The 13,497-nt window shown below is 62.3% G+C and carries 13 protein-coding genes; 7 read left to right on the forward strand and 6 right to left on the reverse strand.

Features of this window, described 5'->3' with window-relative positions:
• Positions 1-13 precede the first annotated feature (13 nt).
• The gene (locus P9L99_05260) at positions 14-883 is read right to left on the reverse strand and encodes an SUMF1/EgtB/PvdO family nonheme iron enzyme (GenBank protein ID MDP8222749.1); all 870 of its coding nucleotides are present in this window, start codon (positions 881-883) and stop codon (positions 14-16) included.
• Between the two features lie 88 nt (positions 884-971).
• Between P9L99_05260 and P9L99_05265 the strand changes: the two genes are divergently transcribed.
• From P9L99_05265 to P9L99_05275, 3 genes are all read left to right on the forward strand, one after another.
• Positions 972-1,877, forward strand: a complete 906-nt coding sequence (locus tag P9L99_05265) for a formylglycine-generating enzyme family protein (GenBank protein ID MDP8222750.1) — start codon at positions 972-974, stop codon at positions 1,875-1,877.
• Positions 1,878-1,899: 22 nt separating this feature from the next.
• Positions 1,900-2,796: a methyltransferase gene (locus tag P9L99_05270; GenBank protein MDP8222751.1), complete on the forward strand. Its 897-nt coding sequence runs from the start codon at positions 1,900-1,902 to the stop codon at positions 2,794-2,796.
• A gap of 94 nt (positions 2,797-2,890) precedes the next feature.
• Positions 2,891-3,766, forward strand: coding sequence for a class I SAM-dependent methyltransferase (locus tag P9L99_05275; GenBank protein ID MDP8222752.1), 876 nt, complete (start codon positions 2,891-2,893; stop codon positions 3,764-3,766).
• An 8-nt stretch (positions 3,767-3,774) separates the two neighbouring features.
• Here the strand turns inward: P9L99_05275 and P9L99_05280 are convergent, their stop codons facing one another.
• Both P9L99_05280 and P9L99_05285 read right to left on the reverse strand, forming a co-directional pair.
• Positions 3,775-5,004 carry an FAD-dependent oxidoreductase gene (locus P9L99_05280; GenBank protein MDP8222753.1) on the reverse strand — a complete coding sequence of 410 codons (1,230 nt, stop codon included), beginning with the start codon at positions 5,002-5,004 and terminating at the stop codon, positions 3,775-3,777.
• Positions 5,005-5,189: 185 nt separating this feature from the next.
• The gene (locus P9L99_05285) at positions 5,190-5,699 is read right to left on the reverse strand and encodes a hypothetical protein (GenBank protein MDP8222754.1); all 510 of its coding nucleotides are present in this window, start codon (positions 5,697-5,699) and stop codon (positions 5,190-5,192) included.
• 215 nt (positions 5,700-5,914) lie between these two features.
• Between P9L99_05285 and P9L99_05290 the strand changes: the two genes are divergently transcribed.
• From P9L99_05290 to P9L99_05305, 4 genes are all read left to right on the forward strand, one after another.
• Complete coding sequence (locus tag P9L99_05290; GenBank protein ID MDP8222755.1) at positions 5,915-6,601, forward strand: zinc metallopeptidase; 687 nt, start codon at positions 5,915-5,917, stop codon at positions 6,599-6,601.
• 201 nt (positions 6,602-6,802) lie between these two features.
• Positions 6,803-7,846, forward strand: coding sequence for a hemolysin family protein (locus P9L99_05295; protein MDP8222756.1), 1,044 nt, complete (start codon positions 6,803-6,805; stop codon positions 7,844-7,846).
• A complete protein-coding gene (locus P9L99_05300; protein MDP8222757.1) occupies positions 7,843-9,357 on the forward strand; it encodes a glycosyltransferase family 39 protein in 1,515 nt (504 codons plus the stop codon). Before P9L99_05295 ends, P9L99_05300 begins: the two co-directional genes overlap by 4 nt.
• A 3-nt stretch (positions 9,358-9,360) precedes the next feature.
• Positions 9,361-10,134 (forward strand): DUF2225 domain-containing protein, encoded by a 774-nt coding sequence (locus P9L99_05305; protein ID MDP8222758.1) that lies wholly within the window; start codon positions 9,361-9,363, stop codon positions 10,132-10,134.
• Positions 10,135-10,147: 13 nt separating this feature from the next.
• Here the strand turns inward: P9L99_05305 and P9L99_05310 are convergent, their stop codons facing one another.
• Genes P9L99_05310 through P9L99_05320 form a run of 3 tightly spaced genes read right to left on the reverse strand, consistent with a single transcriptional unit; the run spans position 10,148 to position 13,409 of the window.
• Positions 10,148-11,635 (reverse strand): hypothetical protein, encoded by a 1,488-nt coding sequence (locus P9L99_05310; GenBank protein MDP8222759.1) that lies wholly within the window; start codon positions 11,633-11,635, stop codon positions 10,148-10,150.
• Between the two features lie 2 nt (positions 11,636-11,637).
• Entirely contained in the window at positions 11,638-12,018 is a 381-nt protein-coding gene (gene queD, locus P9L99_05315) for a 6-carboxytetrahydropterin synthase QueD (GenBank protein ID MDP8222760.1), read from the reverse strand.
• On the reverse strand, positions 12,018-13,409 hold the full coding sequence (locus P9L99_05320; GenBank protein ID MDP8222761.1) for a radical SAM protein: 1,392 nt from the start codon (positions 13,407-13,409) through the stop codon (positions 12,018-12,020). Before P9L99_05320 ends, queD begins: the two co-directional genes overlap by 1 nt.
• Positions 13,410-13,497: the final 88 nt, after the last annotated feature.

A 13,497-nucleotide genomic window follows, 5' to 3' on the forward strand; every position in this document is an offset into this window, starting at 1 on the left:
CGACGGGATTGAATCAGGGCGCCGTCGCGTTCTTGGCGCAGCGAAAACCGCGGGAACTGACGTACTCGTTGCGCGGCAGACCGACGCGATGGGAGGCCGTAGCGCTCGAGGGCGTGCCGCGAAAGCCGCCGCCCCGCACAACGCGCAAGCCGACGTTCGCTTCGTTAAGCGGGTTCTTGGCGGGCATTCGCGCGTACCAGTCTGCTTCGTAGGCGTCGGCACACCACTCCCACAAATTCCCGGCGATGTCGCACAAACCGTAGGCGTTTTTCTCGAAACTGCACACCGGTGAGGTGCCGACGTAGCCATCGTCGTAGCCTTGGAAAACGCGCCAGAAATGAAATTTCTTGTGGGCCGTGTCGTCGGCGTAGTTCCCGAAACCCGGCGACGGCGCCGCGTCATCGCCCCAGGGGAAAATGTTATCCGGCGACCCGCCGCGCAAGGCTTTTTCGAACTCGGCCTCGGTGGGCAGGCGCTTGCCGCGCCAGCGACAATACCCCGCGGCGTCGTCCCAAGTTACGCCGTTGATCGGGTGGTTGTTGCGGAACCAACGATCCCAGGTGTAGGCGAAATCGTAGCGAGCCCATTTCTCGTCGATGCCCGCCGGTTTTTTATTGGCGGGCGCGCGGCACGCGCCGGCGTCCACACATTCCTTGTACGCGGCAACGGTCACTTCATGCACATCAAGAAAAAACGCGTCGAGCTCAACACGCCGCCGCGGGCCGGCGTTGTCGGGGCACGTGGTAGCTTGGGCGGGCACGCAGCCTTGATCGAATGCCCCGGCCGGTATCGACACCATGCCCGCCGAGGGGCTCGTTTCCGAACAAGCGACCACGCCGCCGACCAGCAGCGCCAACACCAACCCAAAAACGTGACGAAACATGATTTTCACAAGGGTGCATCGTAGCATACGAGCCGGCGCGGTGCGACGTTGCCTTGTGTTCCCACGGCGTTGTGCTAGCGTCGGCTCGATGAACGCGAAAGCCCTTCACCGCTGGTTTATCGCCGCGCTCGCTCTCATGCTGCTCGCCGGCTGCCACCAGAAGCAAAACGCCGCGGCGCCCGTAAGCGACACGATCGATTTCGTGCGCCTTCCCGCCGGACGCTTCGTGATGGGCTCGCCCGCGGGTGAACCGGGCCGCGACGAAGACGAAAGCCCCGCCCATGCCGTGGCCATCAGCCGACCCTTTTTGCTCGGGCGCACCGAAGTAACACAAGCCCAATGGCGCCGCGTGATGGGCGAGAATTCCTCCGCCTTCTTCGCCTGCGGTGACGCATGTCCGGTGGAAGATATTTCCTGGTTCGAGGCCGTCGATTTCTGCAACCGCGCCTCGCAGCTCGAATCCCTCACGCCCTGCTACGAACGCGACGGCGATGCGGTCGCCTTTGACGCCGACTGCACCGGCTACCGCCTGCCCACCGAGGCCGAATGGGAATACGCCGCGCGCGCCGGCGCCGCCACGGCCCTGTGGAACGGACCCTTGGCCGAAACCGAATGCGGCCCGGATAAAAAACTCAACCGCGCCGGCTGGTATTGCGGCAATTCGAAGGTCTCCTACGCGGGTTGCTTGAGCGCCGCCGACGGCGGAGGCGCGGCCTGCTCCGGCACTCATCCGGCGGGCGAAAAGAACGCCAATCCCTGGGGACTGGTCGACATGAACGGCAATGTCATGGAATGGGTCTGGGATTGGCACGCTCCCTATCCCGAAGGCGAAGTCACCAACCCCCGCGGCCCTGCCGAGGGCGAACATCGTGTCTTGCGAGGCGGCGGTTGGCGCTCGTTGGCCCGCCATTGTCGCGCCGCCAATCGCCGCACAAACGTGCCAAGTTACAAAATGAGTGTTATTGGTTTCCGCGTAGCTCGTAACGCCCCGTGACTCGGAAAGGCAGCCTGCAACGATGAAACGATCGATGATCCCGCTTTTGCTGCTCGCCATCGTGGCGACGGTGTTTTTCGCCTGCCAACAAACACCGGAAACCGCACCGCCGCTGGAATCTTCGCCGCCGCCCGGGTCTTCCCCACCGCCCGGATCGTTACCGCCACTTGGATCTTCCCCACCACCGCCGGGAGCGCCACTCGCCCCGCCGCCCGGCAACGCCGGCGGGCAACCGGACGGCAGCTACCTGCGGCCGGTGCCGGGTAGTCTGGTGATGTTCTCCGAGAATCGCGAGGCGAAATGGGAAGAGACCGTCGCGGCCGTGCGCGAAATCAAAGCGAAGGGAAAAAAGCTTTCGGATTATTTCCCCAAGATGCTCGCTTCAGCCAAGATGGCGGATATTCAACCGACCGATGTGGTCGCCGACATCGGCGCCGGAACGGGGTTGCTTGGTATCGCCTTGCTGGAAAACGACGTCGCCTTCGCCAAGCTGTTCGCGGTCGACATCGACAAACCCTCGCTCGATCTTGGCAAGCGGATGCTCGAATTGCTGGCGTTGCCGGGGCGCGAAAAGATCGTCTCCGTGCCTTCCGAATATGATGACGTGAAGCTGCCGCCCGCTTCGGTGGACGTGGCGATCGTCATCAATTCGCCCTTCTATCGCGGCAAGCACAACGAGGCCGGTGACATAGAAGTCAAAACCGAGGCCGTGGCGTGCATGACGTCGCTGTTTCGCGCCGTGAAGAAAGGCGGTCGCGTACATCTGGTGGAAGCGGCGGGTAAAGACGAGAAAACAACCATTCCCAAAGACCTCTACATCGAGGCTTTCCGCCGGTCCGGATTCCGCGAAGTCAAAACCGACACCTTCGTGTTTTTCGCTATGGCGCATCACCATATTGTCTTAGAGAAACCGCGATGATCTCGGTGTTTCGCTTGCCTTATTGAGACTCGGCGTTATGCTGTTTGTCGAGGCAAACACCGCTCGTTTTTCGCTGACAAGGAGGTCGATTGCCATGCCGCGTTACACCGTACTGCTGGCATTGGGCGTGGTTCTCGCCGTCGCGTTAATCGCCTGCCACTCCGGACCGGGGGATTCGCCGACCGGTCAACAAGATCTGGATTCACAGCCCCCACCGCCGCCGCCGCCACCGTCGGCAATGATCGTCCCCGAATACCGGGGTCCGATGCCTACGAGCATGGACGCGTTCCCAACGGTGAGCACGAAAGACTTGCAGAAAATGAAAAAGGCGTTGGCCAAGGCGATAAAGAAAGGCACGAAATTCGCCCCCCTGCACCCCGAATTCGAGGCGCTTTGGGAACGAGTCGAAACCAACGCCGACAGTGTCGTGGCCGAAATCGGCGCCGGTAACGGTTTGTTCACGCTTGTCGGCCTTGAACGCAACGCGCCCTTCCATACCTATTACGCGGCGGAAAGCGATCTGCACTCCGTAAGTTTTCTGAACTATTTATTCACCGATTTGAAAGCGCAGGGGGCCAGAACGGTCAAGGCGGTGCTCTCGGAAACCACGGATTTTCCCCTGCCTCCCAATTCCGTGGATGTTGTCATCATTCACCACCAGCCGCACCTCACGGGTTACTCGGTGGCCGACGGGCAAATCGGCGTCGTCGAGTCCACCATTAAAACCGTGGCTTCCATCACCTCCGCGATGAAAGACGGCGCGGTTCTACACATGATTGTCGACCCGAAACTGAGGCATCAACTGAAGTCGTTGGCTAAACAAGACCCGCCCTTCGAAGAAGCCGCCTATGCTTTCACCCGGGCCGGGTTCACCCTGGAAAAAACCGAACTTCTGGAAGTTGGCGGCGAAAAGTTAATGTACGTGATGCTACGAAACAGTGCTGCGACCGAAAAGAAACCCGCCGAGTAGCCCGCGTCTCAATCCCGCAGAATGCGCACCCCCGGCAAACGCCGCAGAGCGCCCCACGATTTCAGCGTCGGCCAGCCGATCTTCGTCACCGTCGCCCCGAGGCGCGAGGCCAATCGACCCGCAGGGCTCCATGTGACCGGGCGATCCAAGCGCGCCATCACCAGGTGAAAGACCGCCTCTTTCATCAAGGTAAACACCACGCCCTCCGCCGCTCGGTCGCCCCACACGAGCACGCCGCCCAGATTCCCAAATGACACCAACGCGGGCTTGTTGACCGGCGAGTAATCCTTGAGTCGCCGCAGCCGAAACAAACGCTCGATGTTCCGCGCGGCGCAAACGCCCATATCCAGCGCGTGATAGGCCTGCTTGCCCGCCGCACCACCGGTCAGCCCCGCCACATCTCCCACCACAAACAGCGTCGGGAACTTCGGATGCTGCAAGGTCGAACAAGCCGCCAACCATTCGCCGGGATCGCCGGTCAATCGCCGGTCGGCCAATAACGGCGGCGGCGCGACCCCGCCGGTCCAGATCGTCAAGTTCGATTCCAACGTATCGCCGCCGGCTAGGCGCACGCGGCGTTTCAGGATTCTCTTCACCGGCGCGCGGCAAAGAAACCGGACAGGATACCCCGCCGCCAACTGCCGCAGACGGGCGTCGACTTCCGGTGGGCCGTTGGCCATCAGCCGGTCGGCTCCCTCCACGAGCGTGACACTCAACCGCGGGCTGCGACCGTAGGCGCGCAGTATCTCACCCAGCGCTTCGATGCCCTCGAAACCGCCACCCACCACGACTACGTGGTACGGTCGACCGCCGCCTTCCAACTCGCGCAGACGCCGGCCGATGGTCTCGCATTCCGCGACGCTTTTGAAGGAAACGGCGTTCTTCGCCACGCCCGGCACGCCATAGGTCGCATCGACGCCGCCCAGCGCGACAATCGCCGCGTCGTAGAAGTGATGCGTACCCGACGCGGTGACAACCTCGCGCGCCGACGGATCGATCCCGGTTACATCGTCCTCCAAAAAGCGGTGTCCCAGGCGATGCAATGTCTCGCGATAGGGCAGTCGCAACGCCTTCGCCGTTTTGACGCCGGATACCAATTCGTGAATGTTCGGCAGGAATTCAAAGTTCGACCGGCGGTCGATCAGTGTAACTCGGTGTGCCGGTGGCAGCGCACGCGCCGCCGCCAGACCCGCGAAACCACCGCCCAAAATGAGCACTCGTTTTGCCGGTTGGTGCAACAAACCTTCGCCTTTTCGTTTTATGCCGCAAGGAGGCTTCCCTAATACCGTAAGTCGCCGACCGCGCATCGTCCAATATCGCCGCGCGATACGGATGTAACACGAACGCCGGTCATTAAAACGCCCGCAGCCGACCCGAAGGCCGGCTGCGGCTGGCTAGGAGGATGTGGAGGAGACTTCGTGTGCTATGGCTGCTGTACACCACGCCGCTGACGATGACGGCGCATGGGTTTCACTTCGCTTAGCTTTTCAACTTGGGCGTCGGTCAGTACGCCTTGCACCGCGGCGCGATGTTCAATCTGCCGCAACATGATGCTCAGGTGCGCCTCGTTGACGATTCCCGCCGCTCTTTTGGCCGCGTCCAGGTCGATACGGCCGTTGTCCATCGCGTCTTGGAAATCGAGGCGGGCTTTCTGCATGTCGGCTGCCAGTTCGATTATGTCACGGCGCGTCTGGTCGTGCACGGCTTCGAGTTCGGCGATTTGATTCTCGCTCAAATCCAGCTTTTCCCTGACTTCGGGATCGTTCCAAAACGGCCCGAGACCCATGCCGTGTCCGCCGCCTTGGCTGGCGCCCATGCCCATACCCATGCCGTGATGTTTGCCGCCCGCGCGGTTCTGCGCGAAGGCCGGAGCCGCCGCCATCATGGCGACGGCTACGACCAGGAGAGGGATAACGAAGAATTTTCTTTTCATGGCTCTAACCTCTTTGTTCGTTTTTCGCTCGTTCGCCTATGTGGACACGCCTTCCCCCGCCCAGGGTTAATTGCCCGCGTGGTTTTTTTTCGAGCCTCCCGGACGCCGCACGCTTTCCGGCTTCGGTCCGGCACGTCGCAGGATTGAAAAGAAATCGCCCAGTGATTACGTTCTCGGTCGGCGAAAACAACCGCTTGCATGGAGGTATGCCGCGCATGCCGCTCTTCTTTGACCCGACTTTCATCCTGCTTATCCCGGCGGTCATCATGGCCATTTGGGCGCAGTCGAAGGTGCGCAAAGCCTTTAAAAAATACAGCCAGGTTCGTGCCGCCTCCGGCATGACCGGCGCGCAGGCCGCCCGGTATCTGCTGGACCGCGCCGGCTTGCAGGAAGTGGCCATCGAGCCGGTCGCGGGCAAGCTTTCCGACCACTACGACCCGCGCAAGAAAGTGTTGCGGCTTTCTGAAGGCGTGCATGGATCCCCCAGCCTCGCGGCCTTGGGCATCGCCGCTCACGAAGCCGGACACGCCTTGCAGGACAAAGACAACTACTGGCCCATGTCCGTACGCCACGCCCTGGTGCCGGTCGCCAACCTCGGCGCCTGGTCGCTATGGCCCGCCATCATCGGCGGCTTCTTATTCGGCTACCGGCCGCTCATCGACATCGGCATCGTCTTGTACAGCTTCGCCGTACTCTTCCACTTGGTGACCCTGCCGGTGGAGTTCAACGCGTCGTCCCGGGCACTCGCTCTTCTGGAGGGCAGCGGTGCACTGCACCCACAGGAAATCGGCGGGGCGCGCAAGGTGTTGTCCGCGGCGGCGATGACCTACGTCGCGGCGACCCTGGCCTCGGTGTTGACCTTGGTCCGCCTGCTCGTTTTACGCGGCATGACCGACGACTAAGCACACCCCTTTTCCTCTTCGGCGCGGCGACCCGCGAAACCGTTCCTTTGTGACAAGTCGCCTTGGGCGCAGTGCCGCCGTGTGTTAACTTGATTTACAGACACCGTTTTTTAGGACGAATTTGAAGATCGACTCTCCTGACGGCACATTGTCTTTCGCGCTTATTCCACCCGGCGCCGCGCGGCGCCGAAGGGCAAGCTCATGACCGCATTGATCTTAACCGTTTGTCTCATGCTCGGCCTTTCCTTTTTCTGCTCGGTCAGCGAGGCGGCGCTTTACGCTGTTTCGCCGGTTCGCGTGGAAGCGCTCAGGGTTCGCGGCCGGTCGCACGACCTGAAACTGTTCGACCTACGGGCCAACATCGCCCGCCCGATCACCGCGATTCTGTTTCTCAACACCTTCGCCAATACGATGGGCGCGGCGATTGCCGGCTCCATTTTCGGCGAGCGCTTTACGCCGGCGATGATGCTTCCTTTTTCCATCGCCCTGACCGTCGCCGTACTGGTCCTCGCGGAAATCATTCCCAAATCCCTCGGCGTGGGCTACGCCCGCCACCTCGCCCCGATATTGGCCTGGCCGATTCAACTGCTCGTCTGGTCCTTCTATCCGCTGGTTCGCGCCGGCGAGGTTCTCACCAATACCCTCAAACCCAAACAAGGCGAAGTCGGGCCCAGCGAAGATGACATCGTGACCCTCGCGCATATGGGCGCCGAGGGCGGCGCGATCATGCACATGGAAGCCAAGTGGGTGAAGGGCGTGCTCGAACTCGACAAGCTGACCGCGCGGGACATCATGACGCCGCGCCCGGTACTCGTCACACTCGTAGGCAACCAAACGATCGGCGATTTGGGCGCCGAATTGGCCCGTCTTGATTTCAGCCGCCTGCCCGTCACCACCGAAGAAGGGCCGGACCATATCCGCGGCATCGTACTGCGCCGCGATCTGGCCAACGCCTTCCTGCAGGGCGAACACGACAAGCGCGTATCCGATCTGCAATTCAAGCCGAAATTCGTGCCCGAATCGATGCGCGGCCACCAGTTGCTGCGCGTTTTTATCCAGGAAAAAACCCATCTGGTCGTCGTTGTCGACGAATACGGCGGCACGATGGGCGTGGTAACCCTGGAAGATGTTATCGAGGCGATGATCGGCGAGGAAATCGTCGACGAATTCGACGCCCACACGGACCTGCGTGAGTTCGCGCGCCGGCGCGCGGCCGCCAAGCTCGAGGAGGAGGATAACGAGTGAATCCGGATGCCGCCGACCGCCCGAGTCGTGCCCCGGCGTGGCTCGCCGCAGCCCTCGTGGCCGCGTGCTTGATTCTCAATTTGATTTGGGAAGGCGGCGCCACGCCCAGTTTCGGCGGCTTCGACGAAGCCAACCACCTCGGTCGCATCTGGGCCTTCGCCGAGCAGGAAATGGGCCGCGCCCAAGACGTCGAACTCAACCAACCCTTGCACTGGCCGCCCACCGTTCACGAGGGCGCCGCCAAGTTGTGGCTCCTCACCGAGCGTTCCCACATCGCGTTGAAAATCGCCTGGACACTCATGCTCGCCATCATCCTGGTCGCGGTGTATTTCCTCGCCACCGACCTGACCGATTCCTGGGGCGGGCTCGCCGCCGTAACCCTCGCGGCCACCGCGCCGCCCGTGGCCACCTACAGCCGCGCCGTCACCCTCGACATGCCCCTGGCGATGATGACCGCCTTGACCCTCTTCGCCCTGGTGCGCTCGCGCGGGTTCCGCCATCTTGGCTACTCCGTGGCGTTCGGGTTGGCCGCCGGAGTGTCCTGCCTCGCCAAAGGGTACGCCCCGGCCTACTGGATGGCCCCCGCGGCCATCGCCTTCTTCGCCCACGGCTCCTTCGTCGACTTGAACAAACGCGGCTACGAAAATCCGCTGTTCAACCTGGCGGTCGGCAGCGTGTTCGGTGCTCTGATGATGTCGTGGTGGTACGGCGGACGACTCGCCCAGTGGCTCCAAACCCTGACCGGTCACGTGCAGAGCTATCAACAAAGCGGCGCCTTGGATGGCGCGTGGCCCTTGGGCCGCATGATCTACGGCGACATGGGCCCCTTGCTCCCGGCGATCCTCGTCGCGGGCCTGGTGCTGGGCTGGCCCGCTCGCCGCACGCAGCGCAGCGTTTATGAAATCATGGCCGCGCTGCTGATTCCCGCCGCGCTCTTCGCGGTCGCCCCGACAACCTACGCCCGCTTCCTGATGCCCGCGCTCGGCGCCGGCGTCGTCTTGTTCGTCGTGGGACTGTGGCGCTTGCCGTTCCCGACGGCTCGCCGCTGGGTGGTCGGTGTCCTGGCGGCGCTCTCGCTGCTGTTGCATGTGGCGCTCGCCCTCGCCCCGACCCGCGCCGCTGACGCACTGGGCATGTTCGCCCGCCCGCCGCAAAGCGACCCGCAGGCCGTCGCGCTGGCCGAGTGCGCCGCGACCGTCGGGCCGGTGGTGATCGTCGACGACGCCTGGCACCCCTATTTGCCGGCGGGCATGTTGGCTTTTTTGGTGCGACGGGCCGACGGCGAGGTCCACATTACCGCCGCCGACACCGAGCGCGACGACGAAGCCGCCGTGGTCGCCGCCATCCGAGATATCGACGTGGCGGGCTCGCTGCTGGTGCTGCGCGAAGGGTCGGGATTGCCGTTTGACGAAAGCGTCTTGAGGCCTTTTACTTTAAAGCGAGAGGCGGCATGGCGCTTCGGCGCCCGGCAGCCTCGTTTGCAGTGTTGGATACGTAGCGATGCGGAGTAACGAATGACTCGCACCTGGTTGATAGTGGCCGCGATTTTTTTGCTGGCCATTTCCGCGGCGGCGCAAGACCCAACGCCTGCGCCGGCCGACGCCACGCCTCCCGAACCGGTCGTCGTCAAGGTCTTGGCCACGCCCATCGAGTTGATCAGCCCCATCGACAAGGGACCGGTCAGCGGCTGGCGCATCGACGCTTTCACCACCGCGGGCGTCGATACCGATTTCTGCTACCTCGGCGCGTCGAAATCCTACTACGAAAAGCTGATCGCCACCGACCCCCGCACCGGCTACACCGGCTACCCCGGCGATTTCTACCCGAATCTGGAAAAACCCCTCGCGCCCGAAGTGGTCAAAAATATCGGCAAAATATTGCCCAAGGAATACAACCTCGGGAAACTCGAACCGTGGGATCGTTACGAAATCCTCGCCAAGATTTACACCTGGCGCGGCATGCCCGACAAAGACATCGCCAACGCCTACTTGCGCGCCACGTACACCATGCGCGGGCTCTCCCTGGGCGAAAACGAACGTAAGCGGGTCCAAAAAATGCGCAAGCTGGCGATCCGCCACTTCAAGATCGCCATGGATAAGGCCGATTTCAAGCTGTCCGAATCGCCGCAGTTGAAGTATTTGATCGGCGACCTCTACCGCCGCAACGGCCAGTTCCGAAAAGCCCTGCGCTACTACAACGACGCCGCCAAGATGCGCAACCGGCCCGAATGGCTCGAGGAAATGATCATCCGGCAATCGGCCCGCGCCCACGCCTACGACGATAGGTAAGACCCCCGCCCTCTCATCGGATGCAGTGATCGGGCAGCCGCGCGCATAGATCCACCTGCAAAATGCCGAACGACGTGGCCATGTAGCCCACACCCGGCCTGGACGGCGATGGATTAAAACGCCGCGCCGCCTTGCCCACAAACACGCGGTCGATCGGTCGCATCGTCTCGGTGTCGACGATCTCCATCACCCCCGCCAGCTCGTTGACGATAAGCAGCAGCCCGCGATCGGCGTCGAAGGTGGCGAAGCGAAAACCGGGCAGCACCTTGTTCTCGGCCACGACCCGCGGACCGCCGGGGTCGATCTTGCGCACGCGCCCGTAAGTCTCCACGAGGTAGATGTAGGGGTGCCCCTCCTCGCCCAGAACCATGCTCTCGCCGAACAGGCGCTCTTCGTACACGGTTGCCTCGGTCGTCACCTGCTGCGTGGCCGCGTCGTAGGCGATTCGCGTCAGCACGATGTCGTGAAACGAAGCGATCATCCCGTCGCCGTACGGCGCGAAGAAACGCAGCGGCGCCAAGGGAATCACCTTCGAAAAGGCGAACTCGTGCACCCGGCGGCCCGTCGCGCGGTCCACCAGCATCGCCGAGGTTTCGTCGCCGACCAGGTACACGCCCGCCCGCGGCAGGCAGTACCCGGCCATGGTGGGTCCGTACCACGAAAACCCGCGCCCCATATTGACGCTGCGCTCGGCCCAGTTGCGCGCCTCCGCCGGGGGCACGAAGGCGTCGTCACTTCCGCAACGAATCAAATGCACCGAGGTGACCGGGGCCGGTAGCGGGCTGGGTCGCCAGCGATCGGCCGTGACATCGTACACTTCGTTGCGATGCACGGTGACGCCCGCCGGCAGTTTGCGCTTGGCCCCGACGAGCAGCATACGGGGCGACACCTCGTCCACGAAGTTCATCTGGTGAAACAAAAAGCGTTCGCGATAGCCGTCGGTGCCGGCAAACGTGGCCACGGCCTGCACGCCTGTTTGGCTGGTAACCGCGCGCAGCGGCAGCGACGAAGGCAAAAAGAAAAACCACGTAAGCAATACGAGGGTGATGGTGAAGTAATGCGTAAACGCGTCGGCCGGAAAATGAAACCACTCGGTCGTCCAGCCACGTTTCCAGGCAAGGACCGCAAAGCCGCCCAGCAACACCGTCACGACGGGTAAACCGATCCAACCCCCGTACGCTTGCGCCACCGCCGCCAGGTACAACCACACAACCCCGTACAGCGTCACGAAAAACGTGGGGCGTCGCGTGCGCGGCACGGCCATCAGCAGGAAATACAGGGCCGTGAACGCCACGTAATACAGGTTGCCGTAGCTGACCAGGTTCACGATGGCCGCCGGCACGAACACGCCGTAGCCGACCGCGAGCAGAATCGTCTTCCAGCGGCGCCGCTCGGGAATCCACAAGTTGAGCGCGCACAGCGGTATCAATAGAAAAAACATGAACAGCGCCGGGATCCCGGCGATCAGCCAAAAGAGGAAATATGCGCGCCGCGCCTTCATCGCTACTCGGCGTTGTCGGGGAAATAGGTCGAATAGGCGTTGTCGGATTCCCACACATTGCAGCGCAGCAAGCGCACGCGTTGGTCATCCACCAATGGCGCCACCTCCTCGAAAATGTACTTCGCCAGGTTTTCGCTCGACGGGTTGATTTCGTCGAAGGGCGGGATGTCGTTGAGCAGCCGGTGGTCGAGGCGTTCGAGAACTTCGTCCACCGCTTTTTTCAGTTCCTTGAAATCGAGCACCATGCCCAGTTCGTCCAACGTCACCGCGCCCACCGTGATTTCCACGCGCCAGTTGTGGCCGTGCAGGTCTTCGCACTTGCCGCGATAACCGCGCAGATTATGCGCCGAACTGAACGACCGGATGACCGTGATTTCGTGCATCAGTGATCTCCCCTCAGCCAGGTGAGTTTGCCCCAAAACAATCCTAGGAATCCGAAAAAATGTTTCTTGTGCGGCAGGCGGCGCCAAATTCGCCACAAGCGAAACGGGTGGAGGTAGAACCGCAGATGCACGCGCCGCATCATCTTTTTAAGAGTCGCCCGCGACGCCGTCGCCATATGTATCGGCGGGTTGTCGTAATCCACTTCTTCCGGGTGGAAATCCTGCACCAACCCGCGTTGCGCCGCCGTCTCCCAAAGCGGCGTGCCCGGCAGCACGTTGAGCAGGTTGAAGGTGATAAACGTCAGCTTGCTCTTCAGCGCGTAGTCTACGGTTTGCCGCGCTTCTTCCTCGGTTTCGTCCGGCAAGCCCAAAATGAAGAACCCCTGCGCCATCATGCCCTTTTGCACCGTGTAGTCGATGACCATCTCGAGCTTGGCGAAATTGACGTTCTTGTTCAACGCCCGTTGCAGGCGTGGCGAGGCGGTTTCGATGCCGTAGGGAATTTTGAAACACCCGGCGCGCGCGAGCAGGTCGATCAACTCGCGATCCATGCGGTCGGCGCGCAGCCCCACCGGAAACGTGATGGCCAGGTCCATGTTACGCGCGATGAGCAGTTCACAAATGCGTTTGGCGCGGTCGAGGTCGAGATTGAAACAATCGTCGATGAAATGGATCTCACGCACCATGTACTTTTCATACAGCCGCGTGATCTCCTCCACCACCGCTTCGGCTTGTCGCACGCGGTACTTGCGGCCCAGCACGTTTTGGCAGAACGCGCACTTAAAGGGACAGCCTCGCGAACTGGACACCGAATAGTATCGCTTGTGCTTGTACAAATAGCCGTGCCGCGGCTGCTCGTGATACAGCTCCATCGGCGCTAGGTCCCACGCGGGCCACGGCAGCGCGTCCAAGTCCGTCACCGGCTCCGGATGCTGACCCGCGCTCCCGCCCGGATACCCGACGCCCGGCAATTCGAGGTGTTCGACGTCGCTTTCCCAGGCGGCGACCAGAGGCGGCAACACCAACTCGCCCTCCCCGCGCACCACCGCGTCCACGCCGGGAACGCGAAGCACATCCAACATCGAGGAATGAGCATAGGGACCGCCAACCACAATTCGCGCCATCGGCACATGGGACTTGAGTAAGGTCACCGTCTCCCGCAGCACCGCGGCCTCGAGGATCACGGCCGACAACCCCACGACGTCGGGCGCGAAGGCGGTGATCTCTTCCAGATGCAGCGCGAGCGCCTCCTGCCGCGCACGCAGGTCCAGCACCCGCACCTCGTGTCCGGCGTTGCGCAACACGGCGGCCAGATACAGCAAACCCAGCGGCGGCGCGATTTGGTAGTTCCTCTGCGCCTTGTAAAGATTTGCCAGGAGAATGTTCGCCAAGCCGCCCCCTTGTCGTTGGTTTTACAGTAGGGCCCGGTTTTCGCGCCTGTCAACACGACGGTCCTTCGTTCATGATATGCTGAAACGC

This window comes from Candidatus Lernaella stagnicola (genome assembly GCA_030765525.1).
In the GTDB taxonomy this organism is placed as follows: Bacteria; Lernaellota; Lernaellaia; order Lernaellales; family Lernaellaceae; genus Lernaella; species Lernaella stagnicola.

What these genes read in the sequence shown, in the direction of transcription:
- P9L99_05260 (MDP8222749.1), bottom strand. Translation starts at nt 883, where the DNA reads ATGTTTCGTCACGTTTTTGGGTTGGTGTTGGCGCTGCTGGTCGGCGGC.
- P9L99_05265 (MDP8222750.1), top strand. Translation starts at nt 972, where the DNA reads ATGAACGCGAAAGCCCTTCACCGCTGGTTTATCGCCGCGCTCGCTCTC.
- P9L99_05270 (MDP8222751.1), top strand. Translation starts at nt 1,900, where the DNA reads ATGAAACGATCGATGATCCCGCTTTTGCTGCTCGCCATCGTGGCGACG.
- P9L99_05275 (MDP8222752.1), top strand. Translation starts at nt 2,891, where the DNA reads ATGCCGCGTTACACCGTACTGCTGGCATTGGGCGTGGTTCTCGCCGTC.
- P9L99_05285 (MDP8222754.1), bottom strand. Translation starts at nt 5,699, where the DNA reads ATGAAAAGAAAATTCTTCGTTATCCCTCTCCTGGTCGTAGCCGTCGCC.
- P9L99_05290 (MDP8222755.1), top strand. Translation starts at nt 5,915, where the DNA reads ATGCCGCTCTTCTTTGACCCGACTTTCATCCTGCTTATCCCGGCGGTC.
- P9L99_05295 (MDP8222756.1), top strand. Translation starts at nt 6,803, where the DNA reads ATGACCGCATTGATCTTAACCGTTTGTCTCATGCTCGGCCTTTCCTTT.
- P9L99_05305 (MDP8222758.1), top strand. Translation starts at nt 9,361, where the DNA reads ATGACTCGCACCTGGTTGATAGTGGCCGCGATTTTTTTGCTGGCCATT.
- P9L99_05310 (MDP8222759.1), bottom strand. Translation starts at nt 11,635, where the DNA reads ATGAAGGCGCGGCGCGCATATTTCCTCTTTTGGCTGATCGCCGGGATC.
- queD (MDP8222760.1), bottom strand. Translation starts at nt 12,018, where the DNA reads ATGCACGAAATCACGGTCATCCGGTCGTTCAGTTCGGCGCATAATCTG.